Genomic DNA, 24,923 nt, shown 5'->3' with positions numbered 1-24,923 from the left:
CCGCGGCGCAGCCTGCGGCCTCGTTTGCCATTGCCGCCCTTCAAAGCCAAGTTTTTCGCCATGTCAGAACTTCCGCCAGTCGCCAACCCTCCCGCCGCGCAGGTGGCGGGCACCGCCGCCTTTTCGAAGTTCATGCACGTGCTGCAGGTCGTGGCCGATACGCCGGAATCCATGACGGTGGCCGAACTCAGCAAGCGCAGCGGCTATCCGCGACCGACCGTTTACCGCACTGTGGCGGCGTTGGTGGCTGAACGCCTTCTGGCCGAACATCCCGTCACGGGAAAGCTGAGCCTGGGGCCGCGCCTGATCCAGCTTGCCAGCCGCAGTTGGGGGCGGTCCGAGATGCGGCTGGCGGCCGTCGAGAACCTGAAGCAGCTGCGGGACCTCACCGGTGAAACCGTGCACCTGGCCGTGCCCAACGGGCAACACATGGTCTATATCGAGAAACTGGAAAGCCCCAGCGTGGTGCAGATGAATTCGCGTATCGGCACCAATGTGTCGATGTATTCGACAGCGGTGGGCAAGGCCTACCTGGCAATGCTGGACGAGCCTGCCTTGCAGGCCGCGCTGGACATGTTGCCGCAGCCATTCGCCTGCCATACGCCGAATACCGTCAAGAACACCGAAGCGTTGCGGGAGCAGCTGGCGGCGGTGCGCCAGCGCGGCTGGGCTGTGGACGACGAAGAAAACGAAGCGGGCATCTATTGCTTTGGCGCGCCGATTTTTGGACAGAACGGCATTCCGGTGGCGGCCATCAGCGTGAGCACGCTGCGTTTCCGCCAGAAGCCGGACCCTGAATCCGCCTACGTGGCGCCGCTGTTGGAGGCCTGCCACGCCATCTCGCAGCGTATCGCCGGCACGCCGATGCTGGCGAGCAACGATTTGCTCTGACCGCCAGGGGGCGGCGCGCGATTGCGCGTTCCCGCCCTTGGCGCTTGCTGCCTATTCAGGCTGGATGCCGGCCTTCTTGATGATGTCGCCCCACTTTTTCGATTCGGCTTGCTGGAACTGCGCAAGTTCGCCCGGCGTGGAGCTTGCAGGGTCGGTGCCTGTCTGGGTATAGAACTGTTTGGCGGGCGCGCTTTCCGTGGCCTTGACCAGCAGCTCGTTCAGACGCTTGACCACGTCTGGCGGAGTGCCAGCCGGCGCATAGGCGGCGAACCAGTAGCCCATTTCGTAGCCCGGCACGCCGGCCTCCGAGATGGTGGGCACATCGGGCGCAAGCGGCGAGCGCGCCTGGCCGGTCACGCCCAGGGCGCGCAGCTTGCCGGATTTGACCTGGGGCAGGCCGGTGGCGGTGTCGGTGATCATCATGTCGATCTGGCCGCCCAGGAGATCCGTGACCGCCAGCGGATTGCTCTTGTAAGGCACATGGAGCAATTGCACGCCTGCCATCTGCTGCAGCAGTTCGCCCGCAATGCGGCTGCTGGAGCTACCGCTGCCAAAGCTAAGCTTGCCGGGCGATTGCCTGGCTTGCGCCAGGAAGTCGCCCACCGTCTTTGCCTGCGAACTGGGGTTCACCACCATGATCTGGCCACCCTTGCCAAGCAAGGTCAGGGGAGCATAGTCCTTGACCGGGTCGTAGGTCAGGGTCTTGTAAAGATGTTCGTTTGCGGCATGCGTGGTGTTGGTGGTGATCAGCACCGTATAGCCGTCCGGGGCCGCGCGGGCGCCGGCTGCCGCGCCTATCATCGCGCTGGCGCCGGGCTTGTTCTCGATCACCACCGCCTGGCCGGTCTGTTCAGTAACACCCTGGCCGATGGCGCGGCCGATCTGGTCGGTGGCGCTGCCGGCCGCGAACGGCACGATGAAAGTGATGGGCTTGGCGGGGAATTGGGCCATCGCCGTGACGGGCAGGGCGGCCGCAAGCAGCAAGGCCAGCCGGCCTTTGAAAGCAATGCGCATGTGTGTCTCCTGTGGGGGTTTTTATAGGAATGGATATCAGGCGACCGCTGGGCGGTCGCCGGGTATGTCCGGCAGGCGGCCTGCCAGCGATGGGCTGACTTCGACCGTCATGTCCAGCAACCTGAAAGACAGGCTCTTGCCGTGCGTGTCCAGGTTGAGGGCATCGTTGACGCCGCCATCCAGCACGCCTTCGAGCACGAAGTTCATGGCGTGCAGCGTCGGCAGTGCGTAGCGGGTGACGCGGCGGGGATGGCGGTACGCGAACCACGCGGCAACGCGGGCTTCGGTGACCTGAGCCGTCAGCACCTCGTAGCATTCCGAGTCCCAGGCAATGAGGCTCAGATTGGAAATGTCGCCCTTGTCGCCGGAGCGGCTGTGAGCCAGGCGGTACAAAGGGACCGCGATCAGCGGCGGATTCATTGCGCGGTTTCCTCCAGGAAGGTCCAGCCGCTAGGCACGGCGTCGCGTGGCAACGTGCAGGACATCATGTTCAGGCGGGGACGCAGGGCGGTGCGCACGCCGCCGCCGCCGGCCGGGCCGCAGGTATAAAGCGCGGTCACTTCGCGCAGCAGGCTCTCGGCCAGCTTGCGGTCCAGGTGCTCGGTTGCAATGCGCAGGCGGACGTCGCGCGCATGGCCGTCGGGCAGGCCGGACAGCAGTTCGCCCGCGTCGTCGCCCAGTATGCTGACGGCGCCAATCAGGTCGGCGCGCAGGCGCAGCGCCGGATCCACGCGCTTGCGCACGATATCCGCGGCCAGGCGCGCTCGTGCCTCGGCCTGAACGCCGGCATAGGAGATCTCGGCCTCGGCGAGCCAGCCGCCGCGGTAGCACACGTTGACTTTGAGCTCGTCCGGGCGCGAATGGCCGGTGATGCCGCGCACCGCCACGCGGTTGCCGCCCAGCTCCGCCACGGTGGCTCGGCTCAGGTCGGCGACGACGTCGGGTGTCAGGTAGCGCGAGGGATCATGCACCTCATATAGCAACTGCTCCTTGACCGTACGCGCGTCGACCATGCCGCCGGTGCCGTCCGCTTTGCCGATGACGAATTCGCCGTCCGCCTGGATCTCGGCAATGGGAAAGCCCGCGCTATGCACGTCGGGCACGTCCTTCAGGCCGGGCACGCAGAAGTAGCCTCCGGTCACCTGCAGGCCGCATTCCAGCATATGTCCGGCCATGGTGGCGCGCCCCAGGCGCGGCCAATCGTCCAGGCCCCAGCCGAAATGGGCCAAGGCCGGGCCCAGTGTGAGGGAGGGGTCCGATACTCGGCCTGCCACCACGACCTGTGCGTCGGCCGTCAGCGCTTGCGCGATCTCGGCGGCGCCCAGGTAGGCTGTGGCGCTCACCACGTCCAGCCCGTCCAGCGCGGCGCCCAGGCGCTCGCGCAGCAGTTTGCGCTGTGCATCGCTGGTGAGCGCGTCGCCATGGACCACCGCAATGCGGGGCGCGGGCAATCCCTGCTGCCGGGCAAGCGCGGCAATGCGCCTGGCCGCGGCTGCCGGGTTGGCGGCGCCAAAGTTGCCGACGATGCTGATGCCATGGCGCAGGCAGTCGCCCAGCACCGGGCCGACCAGCTCGTCCAGCAAGGGTTCGTAGCCGCGCTCCGGGTTTTCGTTACGCGCCAACTGCGCGAGGGCCAGCGTGCGCTCGGCCAAGGTTTCGTAGATCAGCACGCCGCCGCCTCGGGCGACAAGCGTGCGCACCACCGCGGCGGCGCCATCGCTGCGATCGCCCGAGAATCCGGAGGCGCAGCCGATATAAAGAGGGGATTGGGGCATACGGGTTTGGTGCGAGATCCATGTGTATGAATCCACTATAGGCATGGATCGATGATCAGTAAAATAGAAAGATCGGATCAATTCATAGAGAAAAGCCATGAATCTGTCGGCCCGGCAATTGCGCGCTTTTGTTGCCTTGGCGGATGAAAAGCACTTCACCCGGGCGGCTCAACGTTGCCACCTGACCCAGCCGGCCTTCAGCGCCCTGATTCGCCAGCTGGAGGAAAGCGCGGGCGTGCGCCTGTTTGACCGCAACACGCGCCACGTGGAGCTGACGATCGAAGGCCAGGTGCTGGACGCTACCGCCCGCCGGCTGCTGGCCGACATGGACCTGGTCATGGAAGACCTGCGCGATCACGCGGCAAGACGGCGCGGGCGGGTGGCGCTGGCGGCCTTGCCTTCGCTTGCCGCGGGCTGGCTTCCCGGGCTATTGGCGCGCTTTCGCGAGACCTATCCCGGAATCTCGGTTGACCTGCGCGATGCCTTGCTGGACCCCTGCCTGGACTTGGTGCAGGCGGGGCAGGTGGATTTTGCCGTGGCATCGCGGCGGCCGGACATGAACGAACTCGACAGCGAATTCCTGCATGCGGACCGGTACTTCCTCGTTTGCCGCGCCGACCATCCGCTTGCGGAAGCCAACCAGGCCCGGCTGCGCGACATCCTGCGTTATCCCATGATCCAGCTCGCGCGCGGCAGCAGCGTGCGCAAGCACCTGGATGCCGCCCTGGGCGCCGACGCGCCGGCCCCGGTCTTCGAGGTGGAGCACCTGGCCACGGCCACCGGACTGGTGCGGGCCGGCCTGGGCATCGCCGTGGTGCCCGCAATGACGTTGTTCCATTTTGGCGGCGCCGACCTGCGCATCGTGCCCTTGGCCGGCAAGGCCTTGACCCGGCCGCTCTATCTGGTGCGGCGCAAGGGGCGCACGCTGTCAGTGGCGGCGCAGGCGCTGTATGACCTGCTGCGGGAACACCGGGGGGATATAGACGCTCCGTCCTACGGCGTTCAGCTACTTTCGCAAAAGTCTATTGCTGGATAAACTTCGATAGTTGTAGCTTCTATCCGTCCACCCAAGGATTCCGCCCATGAGCAAGCAAATCATTCATACCGACACCGCGCCCGCCGCGGTAGGCCCTTACTCGCAAGCGGTTGCCGTAAGCGGCACCAAGACTGTCTACCTTTCGGGCCAGATCGGCCTGGAGCCGGGCACCGGCGATCTGGTTTCCGAGAACTTCGATGCCCAGGTGCGCCAGGCATTCGCGAATATGCAGGAAGTCATCAAGGCTGCCGGCGGCACGCTGGACAACGTGGTCAAGCTCACGCTGTTCCTGACCGACCTGGGCAAGTTCACGGCCGCCAATGCCATCATGGCCGAGATCATTCCGCAGCCGTTCCCGGCACGCTCGACCATCGGCGTGGCCAGCCTGCCCAAGGGCGCGCAGTTCGAGGTCGAAGCCATTCTGGTCCTGTAAGGCCCGCCCGGACTTTTCAATCCAGGGGTTCGTTTCTCCATGCCGGCCGCAGCCGCGGCTTCCAAGCGAACCGGCGCCGACAACAAAGGCGCCGGCAAGGCAATGACGGATACGGAGCGCAAGCTCCGTAACCTCGGGCTTGTGCTGCCCGAGGACTTCGTGCTGCACCTGCCGCTGCGCTACGAAGATGAAACCCGCATCGTTCCGATCAGCGCGCTGCGCCCCGGCTTTGCCGGACAGGTGGAAGGCGAGATCATCAAATCCGAGGTGCTTTATCGGCCCCGGCGCCAGTTGACCGCCACCTTGGCGGACGACAGCGGCGAACTGCAATTGCGCTGGCTGAATTTCTATCCAAGCCAGCAAAAACAGGTCAGCGTGGGCAAGCGCCTGCGCGCGCGCGGCGAGGTCCGCGGCGGCCTGTTCGGGCGCGAGATGGTTCATCCGCGCATGACCAATGCCGACGCGCCGCTGCCCACGGCGCTGACGCCCGTCTATCCCAGTACCGAAGGGCTGCCTCAGATAACCTTGCGCCGCGCTATCGCGCAGGCGCTGGACCGCGCAGACCTGTCCGACACGCTGCCCGACGAAGCGCGCGCGCGCTACGACCTGCCGCCGTTCGAACCGGCGATCCGCGCCCTGCATACCCCCGCGCAAGGGGAGTCCGAGCAGGCCTTGCTGGACCGTGTGCATCCCGCTTGGCGCCGCATCAAGTTCGACGAACTGCTGGCGCAGCAGCTATCGCTGGCCGCAGCCCGTGCCGCCCGCCGCGTCAAGGAGGCCGAATCGCTGCCGGCGCGCAGCGAACCCGACGGCCTGGTCGCCAGGCTGTACGAGGCGCTGCCGTTCAAACTGACCGCCGCGCAAGAGCGCGTGGTCGCGGAAATCTCTGCGGACCTGGGCAAGCCATACCCCATGCACCGCCTGTTGCAGGGCGACGTGGGCAGCGGCAAGACGGTCGTGGCGGCGATCGCCGCGGCCCAGGCCATCGCCAGCGGCGCCCAGGTTGCGCTGATGGCCCCGACGGAAATCCTGGCCGAGCAGCACTTCCGCAAACTGGTGTCGTGGCTGCAACCGCTGGGCGTGAACGTGGCCTGGCTGAGCGGTAGCCTGTCGGCCAAGGCGCGGCGCGCAGCGGTCGCCGCAGCGGCGGATGGCAGCGTGCAATTGGTCGTGGGCACCCAGGCCCTGATTCAGGATCATGTCGAGTTCCACCGCCTGGGCCTGTCCATCGTGGATGAGCAGCACCGATTCGGCGTCGGGCAGCGCCTGGCGCTGACGCGCAAAGGCGAGACCGTGCGTGGGCGCATCGTGCCGCATCAACTCAACATGAGCGCGACGCCGATACCGCGCACGCTCGCCATGACTTTCTTTGCCGACCTGGACGTTTCCGTCATCGACGAACTGCCGCCCGGACGCAGCCCGGTCGTCACCAAGCTGGTGTCCGACGTGCGGCGCGAAGAGGTCATCGCCCACATTGCCCAGGCTGCGCGCGGCGGCCAGCAGGCCTATTGGGTATGCCCTTTGGTCGAGGAAAGCGAAGCCCTCGAGCTCCAGACCGCCGTGGATACCTACGAAGGCATGCGGGTAGATCTGCCAGACTTGCGCATCGGCCTGGTGCACGGCCGACTGCCGCAGGCCGAGAAAGCCGCTGTGATGGAAGCCTTTCGCGAGGGCGAAATAGACCTGCTGGTCGCCACCACCGTCATCGAGGTCGGCGTGGACGTGCCGAACGCCTCGCTCATGGTGATCGAGCACGCCGAGCGTTTTGGCCTGGCCCAATTGCACCAATTGCGCGGCCGGGTAGGGCGGGGCACCGCCGAATCCGTATGCGTGCTGCTTTATCAGACGCCGTTGTCGCAAGTGGCGCGCGAACGGCTGCGCGCCATGTTCGAAACGTCGGACGGCTTTGAAATCGCCCGCCGCGATCTGGAGCAACGCGGCCCGGGTGAGTTCCTGGGCACGCGCCAGTCCGGCATGGCGCTGTTGCGCTTCGCCGATCTGGAAACGGACGCGGCCATTGCCGAAGATGCGCGTGACGCCGCCGTATGGCTGCGCGCGGAGCATCCGGCCGCGGTCGAAGCGCACCTGGCGCGCTGGATGCGCGGGCGCGAGGACTTCCTGCGCACCTGACCATGCCGTTCGCCGCCAACCTTAATCTAGCAAGCGCCAGCCTAGCGGCTGGGGCATAACCCCCGGGGGCGTAGTCCACCATGACTCTCACCGAACTCAAGTACATCGTCGCCGTTGCGCGCGAACGGCATTTTGGCCGGGCGGCCGAGGCCTGTTTCGTCAGTCAGCCCACGCTGTCGGTGGCGATACGCAAGCTGGAGGACGAGCTGGGCGTCACGCTGTTCGAGCGCGGCGGCGCCGAGGTCGGCGTCACCCCCATCGGCCAGCGCATCGTCGCCCAGGCGCAGAAGGTGCTGGAGGAAAGCGCCAGCATCAAGGAGATCGCGCGCCAGGGGCATGATCCGCTGGCCGGGCCCTTGCGCGTCGGGGTCATCCACACCATAGGTCCGTATCTGCTGCCGCGCCTGGTGCCTGTGCAAATCAGCCGCACGCCACAGATGCCATTGCTGCTGCAGGAAAACTTCACCGTCCGGCTGGTTGAACTGCTGCGCCAGGGCGAGATCGATTGCGCCATCATGGCTTTGCCGCTGCCCGAGGCGGGCCTGGTCATGCAACCGCTGTACGACGAACCATTCGTCGTGGCCGTGCCCAATGACCACGAACTGGCCCGGCGCGAAGCCATCGATGCGCAGGACCTGAAACAGCAGACCATGTTGCTGCTGGGCAGCGGCCATTGCTTTCGTGACCAGGTATTGGAGGTCTGTCCCGAACTGTCGCGTTTTTCGGCGGCCAGCGACGGGATCCAGCGCACCTTCGAAGGCTCCTCGCTGGAAACCATCCGCCACATGGTCGCCGCAGGCATCGGGGTGACCGTGCTGCCCGTGACCGCTGTGCCGGAGCAGCCGCCGTCCAACAGCTTGCTGCGCTATCTGCCGTTTGATGGCCATGTGCCCGAGCGCCGCGTGGTCCTGGCCTGGCGCCGCAGCTTCCCGCGGCTGGCCGCCATCGAGGCGCTGGCGCAGGCGGTGTACGCCTGCGAGCTGCCCGGCGTGAAGATGCTGACCGAGGAGGTTGCGGCAGTACAGGATTAGGATTGATTTCCGTGCCAGCCGTCCGGCGTCCTGGAACGCGTGGTTTGCGCCGCGTCAAAAGGTCGCGGGACTTATTGAGCGGCGCGGCGGATGTTGCGGCATTTCGCCGTATTTGCAGTGTTATTCTTGTTTCGCACATTCATCCCTAGGAGCTAGCAATGGCCAAGTCCCCCAAGAAGACCTCCAGCGTTCCGCGCATCAACATCGGTATCTCGGACAAGGACCGCGCCGCCGTCGCCGGCGAACTGTCCAAGCTGCTTGCAGACTCGTATACGCTGTACCTGATGACGCACAACTTCCACTGGAACGTCACGGGGCCCATGTTCAACACGCTGCACCTGATGTTCATGACGCAGTACACGGAAGAGTGGAATGCCCTGGACAGCATCGCCGAACGTATCCGCGCGCTGGGTCACTACGCGCCGGGCACCTATCGCGAATTCGGCAAGCTGTCCTCGATTTCCGAGCCTGATTCGGTCCCCGAAGCCCTGGAGATGGTCCGCCTGCTGGTGACCGCCAATGAATCCGTCGCCAAGACCGCGCGCGCCGCATTCGAAAAGGCCGATGCCGCCAACGACCAGCCCACCGCTGACCTGCTGACGCAGCGTCTGGACGTGCACGAGAAGAACGCCTGGATGCTGCGTAGCTTGCTGCAATAACATTAGTCCGTATCGCACTTCATTCAAGAAGTCTGGCCGTTTCCCCGGCAAAGGGGAAACGGCCTTTTTCTTGGGTCATGGTTATGGTCGCCCACGGCTGCCGCGTCGGAATCTGCCTCCGCGGCGGCTGTCTATGTATGGAGACAGCCGCCGCCAGCGCTTGACAGCGGGCAGGTGGGTACGGACAGGCCGTCCAGATGATGGACGGTCCGCCGAAATAACAAGAGATTGCACTTCGCTTACAATAGCCGACCGTTTTCCGTGTCAATAGGAAACGGTCGGATTTTTGAACACTGACAATGGCCGCCGAAAGGCGGCCGTGTCTATGCGACGTGCCCAAGAAAACGCCTCAGACGCCACTTTCTGCCATCTTCTCATCCGCCGCGCACTGGTTGCGCTGGCTGTGCGCGCCAGTGTGGCTGCTGGCGCTGGCGACCGAAGCCAAATCCTTCAAAGACAATCCCATTCTAGGTAGCCGCCGGCTGAACCGCGCTGGCCTGCATATCAGCCGCGTGCGGCTGGCGCAATGCATGGCCGACCGCAGGCGCAAACGCTTGGCGCACCTGCTCAATGATCAGGACCGTCAGGATTTCGACCGCAACGGTTTCATTCTGAAGTCCGACTTCCTGCCTCCGGCCACTTTTGCCTTAGTGGAACGGGAGTTGACGCAGTGCAATGGTCAGGTGCGAGCGATGGAGCAGGGCGACGCCATCACCCGTCGCATGTCGCTGGACGCGGGCACGCTCAAGCGCATGCCCGCGACGCGCCAGCTGCTGCAAGGCAAACAATGGCTGGGGCTGCTCAGCTACGTTGGGTCGTTCCGCTGCCACCCCATGAATTACCTGCAGACCATCCAGGCCCGCGCGGGCCAGGGAAGGGCAGACCCACAGCTCCAGCTGCATTCCGACACTTTCCATCCCACGGTAAAAGCCTGGCTTTTCCTGAGCGACGTAGGCGTGGAGGACGGCCCCTTTACCTATGTGCCCGGATCACACCGCGTCAACCGCCGTCGACTCGCGTGGCTGCGCCGCCAATCCATCGACGCCCGCAGGCTGGACCGGCTGAGCGCCCGCGGCTCGCTACGCGTGTCGCGGGCGGCGCTGCGCCGCATGGGCTACCCCGAGCCGCAAGCCTTCGCCGTCAAGAAAAACACGTTGGTCGTCGCGGACACGTCGGGCTTCCATGCGCGCGGCGAAAGTCGCCACGCGTCCACCCGGATCGAAATCTGGGGGTACGGCCGCCGCAATCCTTTCCTGCCATGGACCGGTTGGGACATTCAAGGTTTGCCGGGCGTGAAGGGCCGGACCGTTCCGCTGTATTGGCGCGCCCGGGATATAGGCGAGGCCCTGGGCCTGCGTCGTAATCCATGGCGTCGCGTCCCCTCTGACAAGGCAGGCCATGAATCGCAGTGAAGCCCGTGAATCCGGTTTTCCGCGTTGTGTGCTGATCACTGGCGCGACAGGCGGCATCGGCGGCGCCTTGGCCTTGGAGTACGCGGCGTCCGGGGCCAAGGTACTCATCCTGCAGGGACGCAACGCTGAGAGATTGAGCCAGTTGCGAGACGCCTGCCAGGTTCTCGGCGCGCGCGTCCTCACCCAGGTCCTGGACGTGCGCGACCATGACGCGTTGATGGCCTGGCTGGCAGCGGTTTGCGAGACCGAAATGCCGGAGCTCGTTATCGCCAACGCGGGCGTCAATATCAATACCGGGCCACAACAGCAAGGTGAAGACTGGCACGACGTGCATCGCCTGCTCGATGTCAACGTCAAAGCAGTGTTCGCCACCGTGCACGGCGTGCTGCCCGCGATGCGCAAGCGCGGCCATGGCCAGATTGCCCTGATCAGTTCTTTGGCCGCCTGGCGTGGACTGCCTGAAACGCCCAGCTACAGCGCCAGCAAAGCCGCCGTAAAGGTATACGGCGAAGCCATGCGCGACGCCCTGAGCGACGAGGGCATACGCTTTAACGTCATCATGCCCGGCTACGTCGAATCCCAGATGTGCTTCGACATGCCCGGCCCCAAGCCATTTCTGTGGAAGGCCGACAAGGCCGCCCGCGTCATCCGGCGCGGCCTGCAGACCAACCGCGCGCGTATCAGCTTCCCATTCCCGTTGAACCTGGGTTGCTTCCTGCTGTCGATCATCCACCCCGCGGTATCCGGATGGATACTGAAAAGGCTGGGCTACGGTGATTGACGCGTTCTGGATCCCGCTGCTGCCGCCTTACCTGATCGGATTGGTGCTGTCGTTCTTGGTGGAGGCGATATTGACGCCGCGACCGGTGGCGCCGTGGCGGCGCCCGTTGGCGGCGGTCGGAGTGCATATCGGCGTATGGACGTTGGCCTTCGCGTTGGAGTTGATGCTGTTCAGGCGGCCGTATTTTGCAGTGGCGAATGTACTGGCGATCGAGTTGGTGATCGTGTTGGTAAGCAATGCGAAGTATCAGGCGCTGCGGGAGCCGTTTGTTTATCAGGATTTTGAGTACTTCACGGATGCTATCAAGCATCCGAGGTTGTATTTGCCGTTTTTTGGCGTGGGGCGGGCGTTGGCGGCTGGGGGAGGCTATTTCTTGGCACTCTGGGCAGGCTTGACGATGGAAGAATCCGTGACGGCCGGAGCAGGGTTGTGGCTGGCGGCCTTCTCTGAACTAATGCAAGAGTCAGTGTTTGCGCCGATCGCCCTCTTGGTCGCCTTTCTATCGCATTCAACCGCGTTCGCCATAGCCGGACTGGCCATCGCTTGGTGGGCCGGCAAGTCGCTCCGAAACTCAAGCGCTGATGTTGACGCTGATTTGACGCGTAGCGGTCTGATCGCGACACTGTGGGCCTACGCCTTAGAAGAAAAGCAACATCTTGGCGACATCGTGCGCGAGCATTCTCCCTTCGGCCCGATTGCTGCGGCTAACAAGCCCCCTGAACAACTCCCGCATTTGGTCGTGGTGCAGAGCGAGTCATTTGTCGATGCCCGTCGATTGTATCCCCACATCCGTCGCGACGTCTTGGCGCAATTTGATCTGCTGTGTGCAGAATCCGCAATGCACGGGCTTCTCAATGTCGATACCTGGGGCGCCAATACTGTTCGCACTGAATTCGCCTTTCTTTCAGGCATTCCTGCAAGTATGTTGGGTGTCCATCGATTCAACCCCTACCGAAAAATAGCGTCGGAGGGAGTCCCTACCATCGCCTCGTATCTGAAAGGGCTTGGCTATCGGACGATCTGTGTGCACCCCTACCATGGCGAGTTTTATCGAAGGAATCGAGTGCTGCCGCTATTGGGCTTCGACGAGTTTATGGATATTAGCCATTTCTCAGATGCCCGGCGAGACGGGCCATATGTGGGCGATTTGGCTGTCGCGGAATGCGTCGATCGCCTATTGCGAGACGCAGGCCAGCCAGTGTATGTCCACGTCATTACGATGGAAAACCATGGTCCGCTGCATTGGGAGCATGTCTCTGAGTCTGAGATCGCAGGTTTGCTCGAAGGTCCTATCCCGGAGGGGTGTGAAGACCTATTGGCGTATGTTCGACACCTGCGCAATGCAGACGAGATGTTTGCGCGTGTCGCCAAGGCCTTGCAAGCCTCGGCGAGGCCTGGTGCGATGTGCGTATACGGCGATCATGTTCCCGTCATGACCAAAGTGTATGAACAACTTGGCTACCCAACCGGAGATACAGACTTTCTGATTTGGCAGAGCCACGCCACACGTTCGGCCGTGAGCGGAAAGCAGTATGACTCAAAGGTCGATCAGCTAGCTCGTCGTTTCCTGGAAGTCGCTGGGGTCCGTGCGGTTCGCGTTCCACCGGCGAGGTAACCATTTACATTGTGTCTCTCCGTCGCAGTAGGGCGAAATTTGAAAACTATTTCATTTATCTGAAGGGATTATGAGGAATCAATGGCGAATAGCGCTGAAAATGATGAAAGGGGAGCCGACTTGATTTTAATGGATACCTATAGAAACATTTAGCCACAGTGCTCATCCGCGTCCTCTAGGCGGCCACTGTACAATTCGCGGCAATATAAAAGAAAGACCGGCTTGCGAAAATATTTGAAATTATTTGTCATATTTAAATAAATGTTTGAAAAGCGCGGTCATAAATAAAATGAGTCTGAAAGATACAGAGAGAAATAAACGATTGGCGGTCTGGCTAATCCTCGTACCAATGATCATTGCGATTGTTTATTACGCCTTTTTTGCGCAAAACCGGTACGTGAGCACGTCCTTGGTTGCGGTTCGTCAGGTTGGCGGTCATGAGGCCCCTCAACTACCCGGACTGGCCGCAATGATGGGAGGCATAAATCCTGCTTCCCGCGAAGAGACACTTTATTTGCGTGAGTACATTACTTCCACTGATATGTTGAATATCCTGGAAGACAAACTGAAATGGCGTGAAAAATACACCGGACGTTGGCAAGACCCATTTTTTTGGTTGCCTGGAGATGCAAGTCGTGAAGACGTGCTGGATTATTACCGCCGTGTCGTAAAGGCCCATTTTGACGAAATTACGGGGTTGCTTACGGTTGAGGTGCAAGCGTTTGATCAGGAATTTGCCCAGGAATCACTTAAAGTAATTTTGGCCGAGAGCGAACGGTTTATTAATGAGTTGTCGCATCGGATGGCTCGGGATCAGATGCGTTTTGCTCAGTCTGAGCTCGCCAATGCTCGCAAGATGTATGAGGATCGCCGGGCTGAAATGCTGGACTTTCAAAGCGCGAATAATCTACTCGACGCTCAAGCCGCTGCGCATGCTCGAGCGGGCGTCATTGCCGACATTGAGGGACAGTTGAGCCGGGAACGCGCCAGCTTGCAGGCGATGTTGGCCACTTTGCATGCGGACAGTCCGCAGGTCCGCCAGCAGAAAATCCGAATTCAAGCCCTTGAGCATCAAATTAAGGCTGAAGGCAAGAGTCTTATATCTTCCTCAGAAGGCGGGCAACTGAACGTTGTCGCCGCAAAATACCGAAATCTCTCCATTGATACGGGAATTGCCGAGGATGCATACAAATTTGCTGTCTCAGCGGTAGAGACTGCCCGCATCGAGGCCAGCAAGAAGTTGCGTGCATTGGTCACAGTAGTCATGCCCAATCAACCGGAAGATGCTGTATATCCGTGGCGTACCTATAGCTTGATTACCTTGTTCCTGGGTCTTCTGCTTTTATATGGAATCGTGCGTTTTGTGCTCGCGACTATTGAAGACCATCGGGATTGAGGCAATTTAGAATATCATGATTATGGATAACTACGTGAATCAAGTCTCGGTGCGTTTGATCAAAAGAGTTTTGATTATTGGCACGGCCATGGTGTCACTGACAGGTTGCGCCGGCAGTTTGCTGTCTGGGGCAGGTCCTTCCATATCGGCAATTACTTACAACGCTGAAGACGCGCCCTACAAGCTGATCGATTTGTCTGCGCAGACCATCGCTCCATATATGCGCCTACCTGAACGGGAGCTTGTCCAGACCGTTTCCGAAACGAGCATGCCCGACGTGAAGTTAGTGCCGGGCGACGTCATGCGGGTGATGATTACGGACGATGGTGGGGGAGAAAAGACGATTTTCGCTCCTCTGTCTCAGGGGGGCACAGTATTCGATCATGTGCGGGTGGACTCCGCGGGCCGCATATCCCTGCCTTATGTTGGCAGCAAAGCCGTTTCCGGCTCGACCTTAGGGGAGGTGGAGCAGATCATTCGCAAGGCTATTAAGGGTCGCGCAAGCGAGCCGCAAGTTCATATAGAACTCGTGGGAGACTTGTCAGGATCGGTACTGGTTGTGGGTGCTGTCAAGACTCCTGGGCGCTTTTCTGCATTGCAGGGACCTCTGACGCTGCTTGATGCAATTAACCGTGCTGGCGGCCCAGTGATGGAGCCGCATCTAACTCGAGTCGTGCTGCGGACGGGGACTAAAGCAAGCATTTTTAACTATGAAGAACTGCTGGCTGGCACAAATCAAATGGTGCCGCCTCATTCTGAAATAGTAGTGGAGCGGGCGCGGAAGCGATTCGTTGCCATGGGTGCGGTCACCCAGCCCGGCCTTCACGACCTGCCTTCGAACAATCCGAGCTTGCTCGAGGTGCTGGGCGTTGTCGGCGGCCTGAGTGAAAGCGCCGCAGATGCTAGCGGCGTATTCGTATTCCGGATGCACGAAGAAACTCCAGGGAGCACAGAATCGCCAGAAAACCGCGCGGAAGTATTTCGTCTTAACTTGAAGAATCCCGAGGCAATTTTCTTGGCCAGACAATTTCTGGTGCAGCCCGAAGATGCCGTCTATGTCACCAATGCCGCAGTATATGAGTGGCAGAAGGTCATAACGCCCATTGTTCAAGTGCTGGTCCTTGGCCGTACTGTGAAGAATGGCTTCTGATAGCACCCTGCGCGACGAGTATGATTAAGCGTTCTCCCCTAAATATTGTCCGGGCAGTTGTATTTGCGCTGGTTCTTCGCGAAATGCGCGGCCGTTTTGGCGCGCGTCGGCAAGGTGTGTTTTGGTTCTTCTTCGAGCCAATTGCACATGTGCTTGGCGTCATGGCCATTTTCACTTTGATTAGAGGAAGGCAAGTGCCCGGGCTGGATTTTCCGGTTTATTTGATTACGGGAATTGTTCCATTTCTGATGTTTAAGAACATCATGCTGAAGGGGATGGAGGCCGTAAATGCAAATAAGGCGTTATTTGCATACAAACAAATTAAGCCTTACGACACCATCGTTGCTCGGACCATTGTGGAGTTCACGCTAATGGCCTGCGTCTATGGGGTCATTATGCTTGGGTTAGGGCTTTGGGGGCGATACGATGTACTGATGGTTGACCCTTTGCATTGGCTCGGCGTTATGGCACTCGGTGTCGCATTTTCGTTCGGCATGGCATTGATTTTGTGTGTAATCGCCGACGCTATGCCCGAGTTGAAGGTAATTCTTCGGCTGCTGTTTATGCCGCTCTACTTTCTATCTGGAGTAATTCTCCCAATTTGGCTCGTTCCGGGGCCCGTACTGAATTATCTTCTTTGGAATCCCTTGCTGCACATAATTGATGAACTTCGTCGAGGGGTATTTGCGCACTACCACGAGGCCGCAGGAATTAGTGTTGAGTATCCGCTCGCGGTGACGGTTGTCGTACTTTTTATCGGCATGGGCCTTTATCGTGCCCGTCGGCAACATTTGGTGGCCATATGATAGAGCTGCGTGACGTCACCAAGTCGTATCGCACGACTAAAGGGCGCAAGTACATATTTCGCAATTTGAATTTCTCCATTCCTTCCAATAAGAACGTCGCGATTATTGGGCGAAATGGTGCGGGCAAGTCTACCTTGATGCGCCTTTTAGCGGGATTAGATTCGCCTGACAGTGGCAAGATTATTACGCCGGACAGCATATCGTGGCCAGTTGGCCTAAGCGGTGGTTTTCAAGGATCGCTGACGGGAAGGCAAAACGTAAAGTTCATCGCGCGGGTCTATGGAGCCGAACAGGAGCAGATGCGGGAGGTCGTCAGCTATGTCGAGAATTTTGCCGATATAGGGGAGTATTTCGATCAACCTGTTAAGACTTATTCATCGGGGATGCGAGGGCGTGTTGCGTTTGGTTTAAGCCTTGCATTTGATTTTGACTATTACTTGGTCGATGAGGCAATGTCGGTCGGTGATCAGAAGTTCAAGACCCGCGCCACAGAAGAGTTCAAGAAAAGAGTTGGGAAAGCAAATATCATTTTGGTTACGCACGGAATGACCCAGGTCAAAACGTTATGCGATATTGTTTTGGTGCTAAACCGGGGTGACATAATAAAGTTCGATGATGTGGACGCGGGCATTGAGTTCTATAAGAATTTATAGAGATTTGGTTGCGGGATATCAAATGCATCGGCGTCCTTTTAAATTAAAGCGTAGAATCGGTTAATGGATCTCGAGAAAGAAAGCGCGGAAAAGTCCATATCTGGCAGGATTTTTTCCTTTAGAAAATCGGTGAATTTCGGTGCAGAGGTTATCCGAAGCGTCACTGCACCCGTTACTGTGTGGCGCCGCACGGCCTGGGTCTTCAATGTGGCAAAGTGGAAACGCCCGCTGCTTAGAAGATACTTAAGCAACTACAATTTGCGGTTCTTGGCTTTAAAAGACGACGTCTACCAGAAGGAACGGCGTATTCGTATGTCGTTGCGTCCGATATTTGTAATTTGGGGGAGAACTCTTCCAGAGCGTTTAGAAGAATTCGCTGAAGAATTTGATATTCCAATCCACCACGTGGAAGATGGCTTCATGCGGTCGATTGGGCTTGGTGCGTCTCACGTGCTGCCATATTCGCTGTGTTACGACCGTACCGGGCTGTATTACGACGCTTCGCAACCGTCCGATCTTGAAACGATTTTAGCTACCTATGATTTTCAGTCAGATAAGACATTGATGGCAAGGGCATCGGCAGCTCTTGAGTCGATTCGAGAGTTGAGACTGTCGAAATATAACGAAGCGAGGACCGACTTGGCTGCGGTGCTGTATGGGCCCAAAGTTCGTCGCCGAATTTTGGTGGTGGGCCAAGTAGAGGATGATCAATCTCTACTTTATGGTTGCAGGCAGATTATGAAAAATGCCGAACTTATTCGGCTAGCCGCTACCGAGAATCCTGACGCCCAGATCATCTACAAGCCTCATCCAGACGTACTCGCTGGGTTGCGCAAAGAGATCTCCAACACCTCGGAATGTTCCCAGCTTGCGGAGATTCTGAAAGTTCAATTATCCCTTGTAGATGCTCTTGAGGGTGTCGATCGCGTTTATACAATGACGTCCCTCGCTGGGTTCGAAGCGTTGTTGAATGGCGTCGCCGTCACTACTGTGGGTGCGCCGTTTTACGCAGGCTGGGGCTTGACTGATGATAGGCAACCCGAGGCGCGCCGATCGCGTCAATTGTCGATTGAAGAAGTCTTCGCCGCTGCGTATATTTTGTATCCAGTTTACCGGAATCCGGTGACCTACGCGGCTATGCAGTTGGAAGAAGTTATAAATGAGTTTAAGGAGCAGCTTAGTGAAGTTGATTTCTTAACTCCTGAAAAGTCTCTTAAACGACTGAAGCCCTATAATCTAATGACGGGTCACAGTGTTGACTCGCGATTCCTATACAATTCGACCGCGAAGAATATTGCGATTATTACGGACTCGCCACGCGCTTGGTATATAGCTCGGGGTATGGCCGGGGCGGGCAAAAACATGTCCGTGATAGCCACACGCGACACCCTCGCCAACGATGAATCGTTACTGGTCGGCTCAGAAGAGCAAGCCGGCCTTAAGGTCACGTCGATTCATAAGAAGTACAGCGTAGCCATGTCGAAAGCGGAGAAAAGCGCTGTGGAACTTACGCAGACATTCTCCGATAGTATGCGGTTGGCCTTAACGGAAGTTGCCGCGGAGCACCTGAACTCCGAAGTTGTGGAAGCGCTGTCCTTTGGGCTCGAAGACTACATCTATTATGAGTCTATCCGCTTCTATGGAATCAAGGAATGCCTTGACGAATTCGATGCGGTCTTGATTTACATTGACAATGCGGATTCCAGTCTAGACATCATTAAGTCGTTTATTTTTCATGGGAAATCGAAGTCGATGCTCGGGAAGGTGTTCCTGAGTCTCTCTGACGGAACGACGAAGGAATTTCTTGCGCAGGTAAGCAGCACTATTCCTCCGGTTGCCAGCGCACCGCAGGATATTTCTGAGCTTAAAACGAATTTTTCGAGATTTTGGTGGAGCCTGCAAAAGCGGAGCTTCGACGAGTATGACAGCTATGGTCCGCACGTAGCCGTATGCGGCAATGTGGGGGGGCTAAATTATGCGTACTCCCCAGCGTCCCTAAAGATTGTCGATACCGTTGATAAGCGATCAAATTTACCGATTCTTTTCTATAACTCCGGGCTGTTGCCAGCCAGCGGACAGGAGGAAGTCAAGCTTATTGCGCTGTTGGCGGATTTGAGCAAGCGTTGTGCCGTTTATAACGGCAACCTTGCGAAGTTTCGTTCTAAGTATCCTGAGGAAATTCTCGAATCTGCGTCATTCTTTAGCGATAGGTTCTTTGAACGAGTGTTGGAGCTCGCACGTCAGCGACTGCCTGAAGAATTTGTGGATATTTTCAGGCCAAGGATTTCTAAGTACTGTGAGTCATTATTTGCGCAGGTTATTTTTGTCGCGGAAGCGGGGCATGCAATGGATCGCGCCGTTGTCTATGCGACTGCAATGGACCGAAGCCACATTTCTAGAATACTGGCGGCACTTGCGCGAAGTAGAAAGGTGGCTTCGATCGGGATTCAACCACAGATTATCTCGACTTCAACGCGCTATAAACCGCCAGCAGTTGATCGAATGGGCGTTATCGATACGTCACAAGTTGACGTGTTCACCGCATTGGGTGCCGAGCCCGATAGGTTGGAGCGGATTGGTTCCGTCAATATTGATTCCCGGCTGAGTTCTATGGATGAAGCCGTAAAGGACTATGGCCGTGAGCCGACTCCTGGATCGATCCTATTCGCGATGCAGCACTCGACATCGTTCGAAATGCTAGCTACGGCAAGGGCATTGAAATCGATTTGTGAACGAAACGCGTTGACACTGATTGTTAAGCCTCACCCGCACCAGGAATTGCCGATTTTGAATGAGGTGCGTGCGATATTCGGTGAGTGCCCATTCGCCCGCGTGTTGGGGCGTGATAGCGATACTTATGACGCTGTTGCGCGTAGTGCGATCATCGTGGGACTTTTCAGCAGCGTTTTGCTTGAGAGCGCTCTTTACGGTAAGGATGTTGTGGTATCTGCTTTTAGAGAAATTGAAGAATCTATCGATTTTTCATTAAGCGGTCTGGCGGTAAAGGTGCAAGATGAAGCCGCCTTGGAGGATGTGATTCTCCAACTAAAAAATGGTGGCGAAGTTTCTCGCATCCTGCAGGCCAGCAGAAATGCTTATTTGCAGGCAAATCCCCAGCTGGGGCGGCCCTTCGATGGTGGCTCGGTGGAGAAATTCATCGCTGCACACATTCCGGCTGTTTAATCTCAATTGCTTTTTTTGGTCGAACTAATATGAAAAACGTACTTGTCACCGGCGCGGATGGTTTTATTGGATCTCACCTGACGGAGATGCTTGTAAAAGAGGGTTATAACGTCAAGGCAATGTCTCAATATAATTCGTTCAATAATTGGGGTTGGCTGGAAGACGTTTCGTGCCAAAAAGAAATTGAAGTCCTGACTGGCGATGTCCGTGATCCTCACTACTGCAAGCATGCAATGTCTAACGTAGATACGGTGTTCCATTTAGCTGCGTTAATCGCCATTCCTTATTCCTACGTCGCGCCGGATAGCTATGTTGATACCAATATCAAAGGTACCCTGAATATTTGCCAGGCTGCCAAGGAGCTTGGCGTCCAAAGAGTTATTCATACGTCGACCAGCGAGGTATATGGTACGGCACAGTATGTACCGATTGATGAGAAGCACCCCCTGCAGCCGCAGTCCCCGTATAGCGCGTCAAAAATCGGTGCTGACGCGATGGCAATGAGCTTCTTCAATGCTTTTGATCTGCCCGTGACTGTTGCTCGCCCTTTCAATACCTATGGGCCGCGTCAATCGGCGCGAGCAGTCATTCCTACGATTATTAGCCAGATCGCCAGCGGGAAGAAGCAGATTAAGTTGGGAGACGTTTCGCCGACGCGCGATTTCAATTACGTTCTTGATACGTGTCGTGGGTTTCTGGCGTTAGCCAAATGCAATGAAGCAATTGGCGAAACAATCAATATTGGATCCAATTTCGAAATATCTGTTGGCGATACTTTAAATTTGATTCGGGAGTTGATGAATAGCGACGTCGAGTTCATCACAGACGATCAGCGTCTCCGTCCAGGTAAGTCGGAAGTATTTCGCCTTTGGTGCGACAATACTCGAATTAATGAACTCACGGGATTCGCGCCGGAATATTCTATTCGCGATGGTCTGAAGGCTACCGTCGACTGGTTCACCAAGGCCGAGAATCTTGCAAAGTATAAAGCCGATATTTATAACGTATAAATTTCATGATTAATAATATTATTGATTTTGTGCGCGAAAAATATCGCACGAATGAGTTCGTTCCTCTTCATGCACCGGTCTTTGGCGGCAGTGAAAAGAACTACGTGTTGGACACGATAGATTCGACTTTCGTGTCGAGCGTCGGCGCCTATGTGGATCGCTTTGAAAGCGATATGGCGACGTACACAGGTGCTGAACGCGCCGTTGCTACAGTTAATGGCACTGCTGCGCTGCATGTGGCTTTGAAATTGGTCGGAGTGGGGTTGGGGGATTATGTCGTAACTCAGCCGCTGACCTTCGTCGCTACCTGCAACGCCATCAGCTATTGCGGCGCCAAGCCGATCTTCGCGGATGTAGATCGCGACACGCTAGGATTGTCCGCGCGATCAGTTGATGACTGGCTGGAGCAGCATGCTTACCTTGACGACGACGGCGTTTGCAGGCTGCACTCCGATGATGGTGTGGTGAGGGCTTGTGTGCCGATGCACACGTTTGGCCACCCCGTTCGTATGGACGAGCTGATTAGTGTATGTAGCAAATGGGGAATTACGCTGGTAGAAGATGCAGCGGAAGCTCTAGGGAGCACGTACAAAGGCAGGCACGCTGGTACGCTTGGCAAAGTTGGGGTGCAAAGCTTTAATGGCAATAAGATCATTACGACGGGTGGCGGTGGAATGATTCTGGCAGACGCCGAACTCGGCGCCCGGGCTAAGCACATGACCACAACGGCAAAGCAGCCACACCCATACAACTACGTGCACGATGAGGTTGGTTTTAATTATCGGCTTCCGAACTTAAATGCTGCGCTTGGGTGCGCACAATTGGAACGACTCGGCGTATTCGTTGATTTCAAGCGAACGTTAGCCGCGTCATATCAAGATCTGCTGAAAGGCAGCGAGTACCAATTCGTGGTTGAGCCAGAAGGGTGCCGCTCCAACTATTGGCTCAATGCAGTGATTTGTGAGAGCCGCGAAGCGCGACAGCATTTGTTGACAGCCACAAACGAGGCCGGCGTTATGACAAGGCCGATTTGGGCGCTCATGAGTGAGCTATCGATGTACGCGAACTGCAAGTCTGCTGATCTTACGAACGCACGTTGGTTGGAAGAACGCGTAGTTAATCTTCCCAGCAGCTTCGTCGAGGAGTCTTGAAATGACTAATAAGGTTGGTGTTTTTGGATTTTCGGGTTGGGCTCGGGAGATTGGCGATATCGCCCTGGCAATTGGACTTTCTCCGGTCTACGTTGTCCGAGATAAGGGAGAAGCGACAGGAGCTGATGATCGCTTTGACATTATTCTGGAAGCTGATGTTTTGAATCATGCCGAAATGGATTTCGTCATTGGGATCGGCGATGGTGCGATTCGAAAGAAGGTCTACGACCGCTTTAAGGATAAGTTGACTTTTCGCAACCTCATTCATCCGCATGCGTCGTTTGGCCATGGTCAACTTGATCGCATCAATCAGTCCAAAGGGGTTGTTGTCTGCGCCGGTGTTCGAATGACGAATAACATCGAGGTCGGCAATTTTTCCCTCTTTAACTTGAACGCGACTGTCGGGCACGACTGCATCATCGAAGAATTTTCAGCAGTCTCGCCGGGAGCCTGCGTTTCGGGAAATGTGCATATTGAACAGGCCGTCTGGATCGGTACCGGCGCGACGATTAATCAGGGAACACCCGATCAGAAGCTAGTGATTGGGGCTGGCTCGATGATCGGTTCAGGGGCTGTTGTCGTGAAGAGTTGCGAGCCTGGTGGTACCTATGTGGGCATACCGGCGAAGAGGATAAAATGAGCGTTTTAATCATCGCCGAGGCCGGCGTAAATCATAATGGCGACCTCGAGCTCGCAAAGCAATTGGTCCGTGCAGCCGCTGAAGCCGGAGCGGATTTGGTGAAATTCCAGTCATTTGTTACGTCGAAGAGCATCTCTAAGACGGCGCCCAAGGCCAATTACCAAAAAGCGTCCACAGATCCGGAGGAATCACAGTACGAGATGGTGCGGAAGCTGGAACTTTCGCACGCAGATCATTTGGTTCTGCTGGCGGAATGCAAAAAATGTGGAATTGGGTTCTTCTCTACGGCGTTTGATTTCGAGAGCTACGACATGCTTGTCGAGCTCGGCGTCGATCTTGTTAAGGTTCCTTCTGGTGAGCTGACTAATTTACCGTATCTTCGATATGTCTCGCGCCATGGGTTCCCGTTGATCCTGTCGACGGGTATGGCCGGAATCGGAGAAATCGACGCCGCTCTGGATGTTATTGAAGCGGCGGGAACTCCGCGTTCAAAGGTGACGATTTTGCATTGCACGACGGAATATCCCGCTCCGTTGGCAGATGTAAACTTGAAGGCGATGCAAACGTTGCACGCCGCGTTTGGCACACCTGTCGGATATTCGGACCATACCCAAGGGATAGAAATCCCGATTGCCGCGGTGGCTCTGGGCGCGACGATTATCGAAAAGCACTTCACTTTGTCTCGTTCAATGCCTGGTCCCGACCATCAGGCTAGCCTTGAGCCTCAAGAGCTTGCAGCAATGGTGCGCGGTATTCGCAATGTGGAGATGGCTTTAGGTGACGGCTTGAAACGTCCCAGCGCTAGTGAGAAAAAGAATAAGGCAATTGCGCGCAAGTCTATAGTGGCTAGCCGTCCCATTCGTGCGGGTGACTTGTTTTCTGAAGACTGCCTTTCCACCAAACGGCCTGGTACTGGAATATCGCCGATGCGATGGGATGAAGTGATTGGCAGGACGGCTCGGCGTGACTTTGCCGAGGATGAGTTGATAGAGTTATGAACCGACGGATTTGTGTTGTTACGGGTACCCGGGCCGAATATGGCCTCTTGAAATGGTTGATGCACGAGCTTAAAGCGAATGCATCGGTCAATCTTCAAGTGCTCGCCACCGGTGCTCATCTATCACCAGAGTTTGGTCTGACTTATCGCGAGATAGAGGCCGATGGATTTTCCATCGACGCCAAAGTCGAAATGCTTCTTAGTGCCGATACATCAACGGCAGTTGGAAGGTCTTTGGGCCTTGGGCTGATCGGGTACACGGACGCCTTTGAGCGATTAAAGCCGGACCTTATTGTCATTTTGGGTGATCGCTATGAAATGCTGGCTGTTGCCGCGGCGGCCTTGATTGCGCGCATCCCTGTGGCGCATCTACATGGCGGAGAGACCACCGAAGGGGCATTTGATGAGGCGATCAGGCATTCGATCTCCAAAATGTCCCATTTACATTTTACCGGTGCTGCAGAGTATCAAAAACGAGTCATACAGTTAGGAGAGGCCCCCTCGCGCGTCTTTATGTTTGGTGGTTTAGGTATTGATGCAATAAAGCGGATTTCGCTGATGGATAGAAGCGAACTAGAAAAGTCGATTGATTTGCCTTTGCTTCAACGCAATCTGCTCGTGACGTTCCATCCAGTTACGCTAGACGAGCGTGGTTCGGAAGAGCAAATGCAGGAAATGTTGAACGCATTGAGTGAGCTTGAAGACACCGGTCTTATCTTTACGATGCCCAATGCAGATACCGGGGGTCGTGGTTTGGCAAAGCTAGTCCGGGATTTTGTTGTTAAGCACCCTAACGCTCGTATGTTCACGTCGCTTGGTCAGTTGCGATATTTTTCCTGCATGCGGTTTGTGGATGCTGTTGTTGGTAACTCGTCTAGTGGCATTGCCGAGGCGCCCAGTTTCGGGATTGGTACTGTAAATATCGGAGACAGACAAAAGGGTCGGCTTTCGTCCAGTAGCGTTATTGACTGCGAGCCGACTCGTGAATCGATCCGGCAGGCTATCGCACTGCTGTATTCGGATGAGTTTCAAGCTCGCTTGCCTTTGGCAATCAATCCGTATGGTAGCGGCGGGGCAAGTGAGAAAATTGCGCGGGTACTTGCGAACCATCCGCTTGATGGGCTGATTAAGAAGAAGTTCTTCGACGTCAGCTTTTGATA

22 protein-coding genes are annotated in these 24,923 nt (G+C 57.3%); 19 read left to right on the top strand and 3 right to left on the bottom strand.

Features of this window, described 5'->3' with window-relative positions:
- Nucleotides 1–60: 60 nt before the first annotated feature.
- On the top strand, nt 61–891 hold the full coding sequence (locus VCS63_RS14965) for an IclR family transcriptional regulator (protein WP_042797074.1): 831 nt from the start codon (nt 61–63) through the stop codon (nt 889–891).
- 51 nt (nt 892–942) lie between these two features.
- On the opposite strand, the gene VCS63_RS14960 is transcribed toward VCS63_RS14965, so the two are convergent.
- The 3 genes from VCS63_RS14960 to VCS63_RS14950 are packed head-to-tail and all read right to left on the bottom strand — an operon-like array spanning nt 943 to nt 3,680.
- Nucleotides 943–1,905: a Bug family tripartite tricarboxylate transporter substrate binding protein gene (locus tag VCS63_RS14960; protein WP_042793675.1), complete on the bottom strand. Its 963-nt coding sequence runs from the start codon at nt 1,903–1,905 to the stop codon at nt 943–945.
- A gap of 36 nt (nt 1,906–1,941) precedes the next feature.
- Nucleotides 1,942–2,325: a hypothetical protein gene (locus VCS63_RS14955; protein WP_323880219.1), complete on the bottom strand. Its 384-nt coding sequence runs from the start codon at nt 2,323–2,325 to the stop codon at nt 1,942–1,944.
- Complete coding sequence (locus VCS63_RS14950; protein ID WP_323880217.1) at nt 2,322–3,680, bottom strand: acyclic terpene utilization AtuA family protein; 1,359 nt, start codon at nt 3,678–3,680, stop codon at nt 2,322–2,324. Before VCS63_RS14950 ends, VCS63_RS14955 begins: the two co-directional genes overlap by 4 nt.
- Before the next feature lie 97 nt (nt 3,681–3,777).
- On the opposite strand from VCS63_RS14950, the gene VCS63_RS14945 reads away from it, so the two are divergent.
- The 18 genes from VCS63_RS14945 (at nt 3,778) to neuC (ending at nt 24,921) form a co-directional block, all read left to right on the top strand.
- Nucleotides 3,778–4,716 carry a LysR family transcriptional regulator gene (locus VCS63_RS14945; RefSeq protein ID WP_104653515.1) on the top strand — a complete coding sequence of 313 codons (939 nt, stop codon included), beginning with the start codon at nt 3,778–3,780 and terminating at the stop codon, nt 4,714–4,716.
- 46 nt (nt 4,717–4,762) lie between these two features.
- Complete coding sequence (locus VCS63_RS14940) at nt 4,763–5,149, top strand: Rid family detoxifying hydrolase (RefSeq protein WP_013393965.1); 387 nt, start codon at nt 4,763–4,765, stop codon at nt 5,147–5,149.
- 39 nt (nt 5,150–5,188) lie between these two features.
- The gene (gene recG / locus VCS63_RS14935; protein ID WP_063959705.1) at nt 5,189–7,279 is read left to right on the top strand and encodes an ATP-dependent DNA helicase RecG; all 2,091 of its coding nucleotides are present in this window, start codon (nt 5,189–5,191) and stop codon (nt 7,277–7,279) included.
- A gap of 80 nt (nt 7,280–7,359) precedes the next feature.
- Nucleotides 7,360–8,310, top strand: coding sequence for a LysR substrate-binding domain-containing protein (locus tag VCS63_RS14930; RefSeq protein ID WP_063640540.1), 951 nt, complete (start codon nt 7,360–7,362; stop codon nt 8,308–8,310).
- A gap of 158 nt (nt 8,311–8,468) precedes the next feature.
- The gene (locus VCS63_RS14925; RefSeq protein ID WP_013393962.1) at nt 8,469–8,969 is read left to right on the top strand and encodes a Dps family protein; all 501 of its coding nucleotides are present in this window, start codon (nt 8,469–8,471) and stop codon (nt 8,967–8,969) included.
- A 332-nt stretch (nt 8,970–9,301) separates the two neighbouring features.
- Nucleotides 9,302–10,381 carry a phytanoyl-CoA dioxygenase family protein gene (locus VCS63_RS14920; RefSeq protein WP_239501013.1) on the top strand — a complete coding sequence of 360 codons (1,080 nt, stop codon included), beginning with the start codon at nt 9,302–9,304 and terminating at the stop codon, nt 10,379–10,381.
- Entirely contained in the window at nt 10,368–11,162 is a 795-nt protein-coding gene (locus VCS63_RS14915; RefSeq protein ID WP_253637108.1) for an SDR family NAD(P)-dependent oxidoreductase, read from the top strand. The genes VCS63_RS14920 and VCS63_RS14915 overlap by 14 nt, the downstream gene beginning before the upstream one ends.
- Nucleotides 11,155–12,777 (top strand): LTA synthase family protein, encoded by a 1,623-nt coding sequence (locus VCS63_RS14910; RefSeq protein ID WP_323880214.1) that lies wholly within the window; start codon nt 11,155–11,157, stop codon nt 12,775–12,777. The genes VCS63_RS14915 and VCS63_RS14910 overlap by 8 nt, the downstream gene beginning before the upstream one ends.
- Nucleotides 12,778–13,066: 289 nt before the next feature.
- Complete coding sequence (locus tag VCS63_RS14905) at nt 13,067–14,173, top strand: ABC transporter permease (protein WP_308022157.1); 1,107 nt, start codon at nt 13,067–13,069, stop codon at nt 14,171–14,173.
- 16 nt (nt 14,174–14,189) lie between these two features.
- Nucleotides 14,190–15,323, top strand: coding sequence for a polysaccharide biosynthesis/export family protein (locus VCS63_RS14900; protein WP_323880213.1), 1,134 nt, complete (start codon nt 14,190–14,192; stop codon nt 15,321–15,323).
- A 20-nt stretch (nt 15,324–15,343) separates the two neighbouring features.
- Nucleotides 15,344–16,129 (top strand): ABC transporter permease, encoded by a 786-nt coding sequence (locus tag VCS63_RS14895; protein ID WP_308022152.1) that lies wholly within the window; start codon nt 15,344–15,346, stop codon nt 16,127–16,129.
- Entirely contained in the window at nt 16,126–16,782 is a 657-nt protein-coding gene (locus VCS63_RS14890) for an ABC transporter ATP-binding protein (RefSeq protein WP_308022150.1), read from the top strand. Before VCS63_RS14895 ends, VCS63_RS14890 begins: the two co-directional genes overlap by 4 nt.
- A gap of 63 nt (nt 16,783–16,845) precedes the next feature.
- Nucleotides 16,846–19,965: a hypothetical protein gene (locus VCS63_RS14885; protein ID WP_323880211.1), complete on the top strand. Its 3,120-nt coding sequence runs from the start codon at nt 16,846–16,848 to the stop codon at nt 19,963–19,965.
- 29 nt (nt 19,966–19,994) lie between these two features.
- Nucleotides 19,995–20,975 (top strand): NAD-dependent 4,6-dehydratase LegB, encoded by a 981-nt coding sequence (locus tag VCS63_RS14880; RefSeq protein ID WP_323880210.1) that lies wholly within the window; start codon nt 19,995–19,997, stop codon nt 20,973–20,975.
- A 5-nt stretch (nt 20,976–20,980) separates the two neighbouring features.
- The gene (locus VCS63_RS14875) at nt 20,981–22,126 is read left to right on the top strand and encodes a LegC family aminotransferase (protein WP_323880208.1); all 1,146 of its coding nucleotides are present in this window, start codon (nt 20,981–20,983) and stop codon (nt 22,124–22,126) included.
- A 1-nt stretch (nt 22,127) separates the two neighbouring features.
- On the top strand, nt 22,128–22,766 hold the full coding sequence (locus VCS63_RS14870) for an acetyltransferase (protein WP_323880206.1): 639 nt from the start codon (nt 22,128–22,130) through the stop codon (nt 22,764–22,766).
- Entirely contained in the window at nt 22,763–23,764 is a 1,002-nt protein-coding gene (gene neuB, locus VCS63_RS14865; RefSeq protein WP_323880204.1) for an N-acetylneuraminate synthase, read from the top strand. Before VCS63_RS14870 ends, neuB begins: the two co-directional genes overlap by 4 nt.
- A complete protein-coding gene (gene neuC / locus VCS63_RS14860) occupies nt 23,761–24,921 on the top strand; it encodes a UDP-N-acetylglucosamine 2-epimerase (RefSeq protein ID WP_323880202.1) in 1,161 nt (386 codons plus the stop codon). Before neuB ends, neuC begins: the two co-directional genes overlap by 4 nt.
- Nucleotides 24,922–24,923: the final 2 nt, after the last annotated feature.

The sequence above is a fragment of the Achromobacter sp. D10 genome (assembly GCF_035282245.1).
In the GTDB taxonomy this organism is placed as follows: Bacteria; Pseudomonadota; Gammaproteobacteria; order Burkholderiales; family Burkholderiaceae_B; genus Achromobacter; species Achromobacter insolitus.
The sequence above is the reverse complement of the archived record's forward strand: the minus strand, read 5'-3'. Positions and strand labels throughout refer to the sequence as shown.

Excerpts from the sequence above, each read along its gene's own strand:
- VCS63_RS14915 (WP_253637108.1), top strand. The coding sequence starts at position 10,368 with ATGAATCGCAGTGAAGCCCGTGAATCCGGTTTTCCGCGTTGTGTGCTG.
- VCS63_RS14880 (WP_323880210.1), top strand. The coding sequence starts at position 19,995 with ATGAAAAACGTACTTGTCACCGGCGCGGATGGTTTTATTGGATCTCAC.
- VCS63_RS14955 (WP_323880219.1), bottom strand. The coding sequence starts at position 2,325 with ATGAATCCGCCGCTGATCGCGGTCCCTTTGTACCGCCTGGCTCACAGC.
- neuB (WP_323880204.1), top strand. The coding sequence starts at position 22,763 with ATGAGCGTTTTAATCATCGCCGAGGCCGGCGTAAATCATAATGGCGAC.
- VCS63_RS14940 (WP_013393965.1), top strand. The coding sequence starts at position 4,763 with ATGAGCAAGCAAATCATTCATACCGACACCGCGCCCGCCGCGGTAGGC.
- VCS63_RS14905 (WP_308022157.1), top strand. The coding sequence starts at position 13,067 with ATGAGTCTGAAAGATACAGAGAGAAATAAACGATTGGCGGTCTGGCTA.
- VCS63_RS14930 (WP_063640540.1), top strand. The coding sequence starts at position 7,360 with ATGACTCTCACCGAACTCAAGTACATCGTCGCCGTTGCGCGCGAACGG.
- VCS63_RS14900 (WP_323880213.1), top strand. The coding sequence starts at position 14,190 with ATGATTATGGATAACTACGTGAATCAAGTCTCGGTGCGTTTGATCAAA.
- VCS63_RS14875 (WP_323880208.1), top strand. The coding sequence starts at position 20,981 with ATGATTAATAATATTATTGATTTTGTGCGCGAAAAATATCGCACGAAT.
- neuC (WP_323880202.1), top strand. The coding sequence starts at position 23,761 with ATGAACCGACGGATTTGTGTTGTTACGGGTACCCGGGCCGAATATGGC.
- recG (WP_063959705.1), top strand. The coding sequence starts at position 5,189 with ATGCCGGCCGCAGCCGCGGCTTCCAAGCGAACCGGCGCCGACAACAAA.
- VCS63_RS14965 (WP_042797074.1), top strand. The coding sequence starts at position 61 with ATGTCAGAACTTCCGCCAGTCGCCAACCCTCCCGCCGCGCAGGTGGCG.
- VCS63_RS14950 (WP_323880217.1), bottom strand. The coding sequence starts at position 3,680 with ATGCCCCAATCCCCTCTTTATATCGGCTGCGCCTCCGGATTCTCGGGC.
- VCS63_RS14870 (WP_323880206.1), top strand. The coding sequence starts at position 22,128 with ATGACTAATAAGGTTGGTGTTTTTGGATTTTCGGGTTGGGCTCGGGAG.
- VCS63_RS14945 (WP_104653515.1), top strand. The coding sequence starts at position 3,778 with ATGAATCTGTCGGCCCGGCAATTGCGCGCTTTTGTTGCCTTGGCGGAT.
- VCS63_RS14885 (WP_323880211.1), top strand. The coding sequence starts at position 16,846 with ATGGATCTCGAGAAAGAAAGCGCGGAAAAGTCCATATCTGGCAGGATT.
- VCS63_RS14895 (WP_308022152.1), top strand. The coding sequence starts at position 15,344 with ATGATTAAGCGTTCTCCCCTAAATATTGTCCGGGCAGTTGTATTTGCG.
- VCS63_RS14890 (WP_308022150.1), top strand. The coding sequence starts at position 16,126 with ATGATAGAGCTGCGTGACGTCACCAAGTCGTATCGCACGACTAAAGGG.
- VCS63_RS14925 (WP_013393962.1), top strand. The coding sequence starts at position 8,469 with ATGGCCAAGTCCCCCAAGAAGACCTCCAGCGTTCCGCGCATCAACATC.
- VCS63_RS14960 (WP_042793675.1), bottom strand. The coding sequence starts at position 1,905 with ATGCGCATTGCTTTCAAAGGCCGGCTGGCCTTGCTGCTTGCGGCCGCC.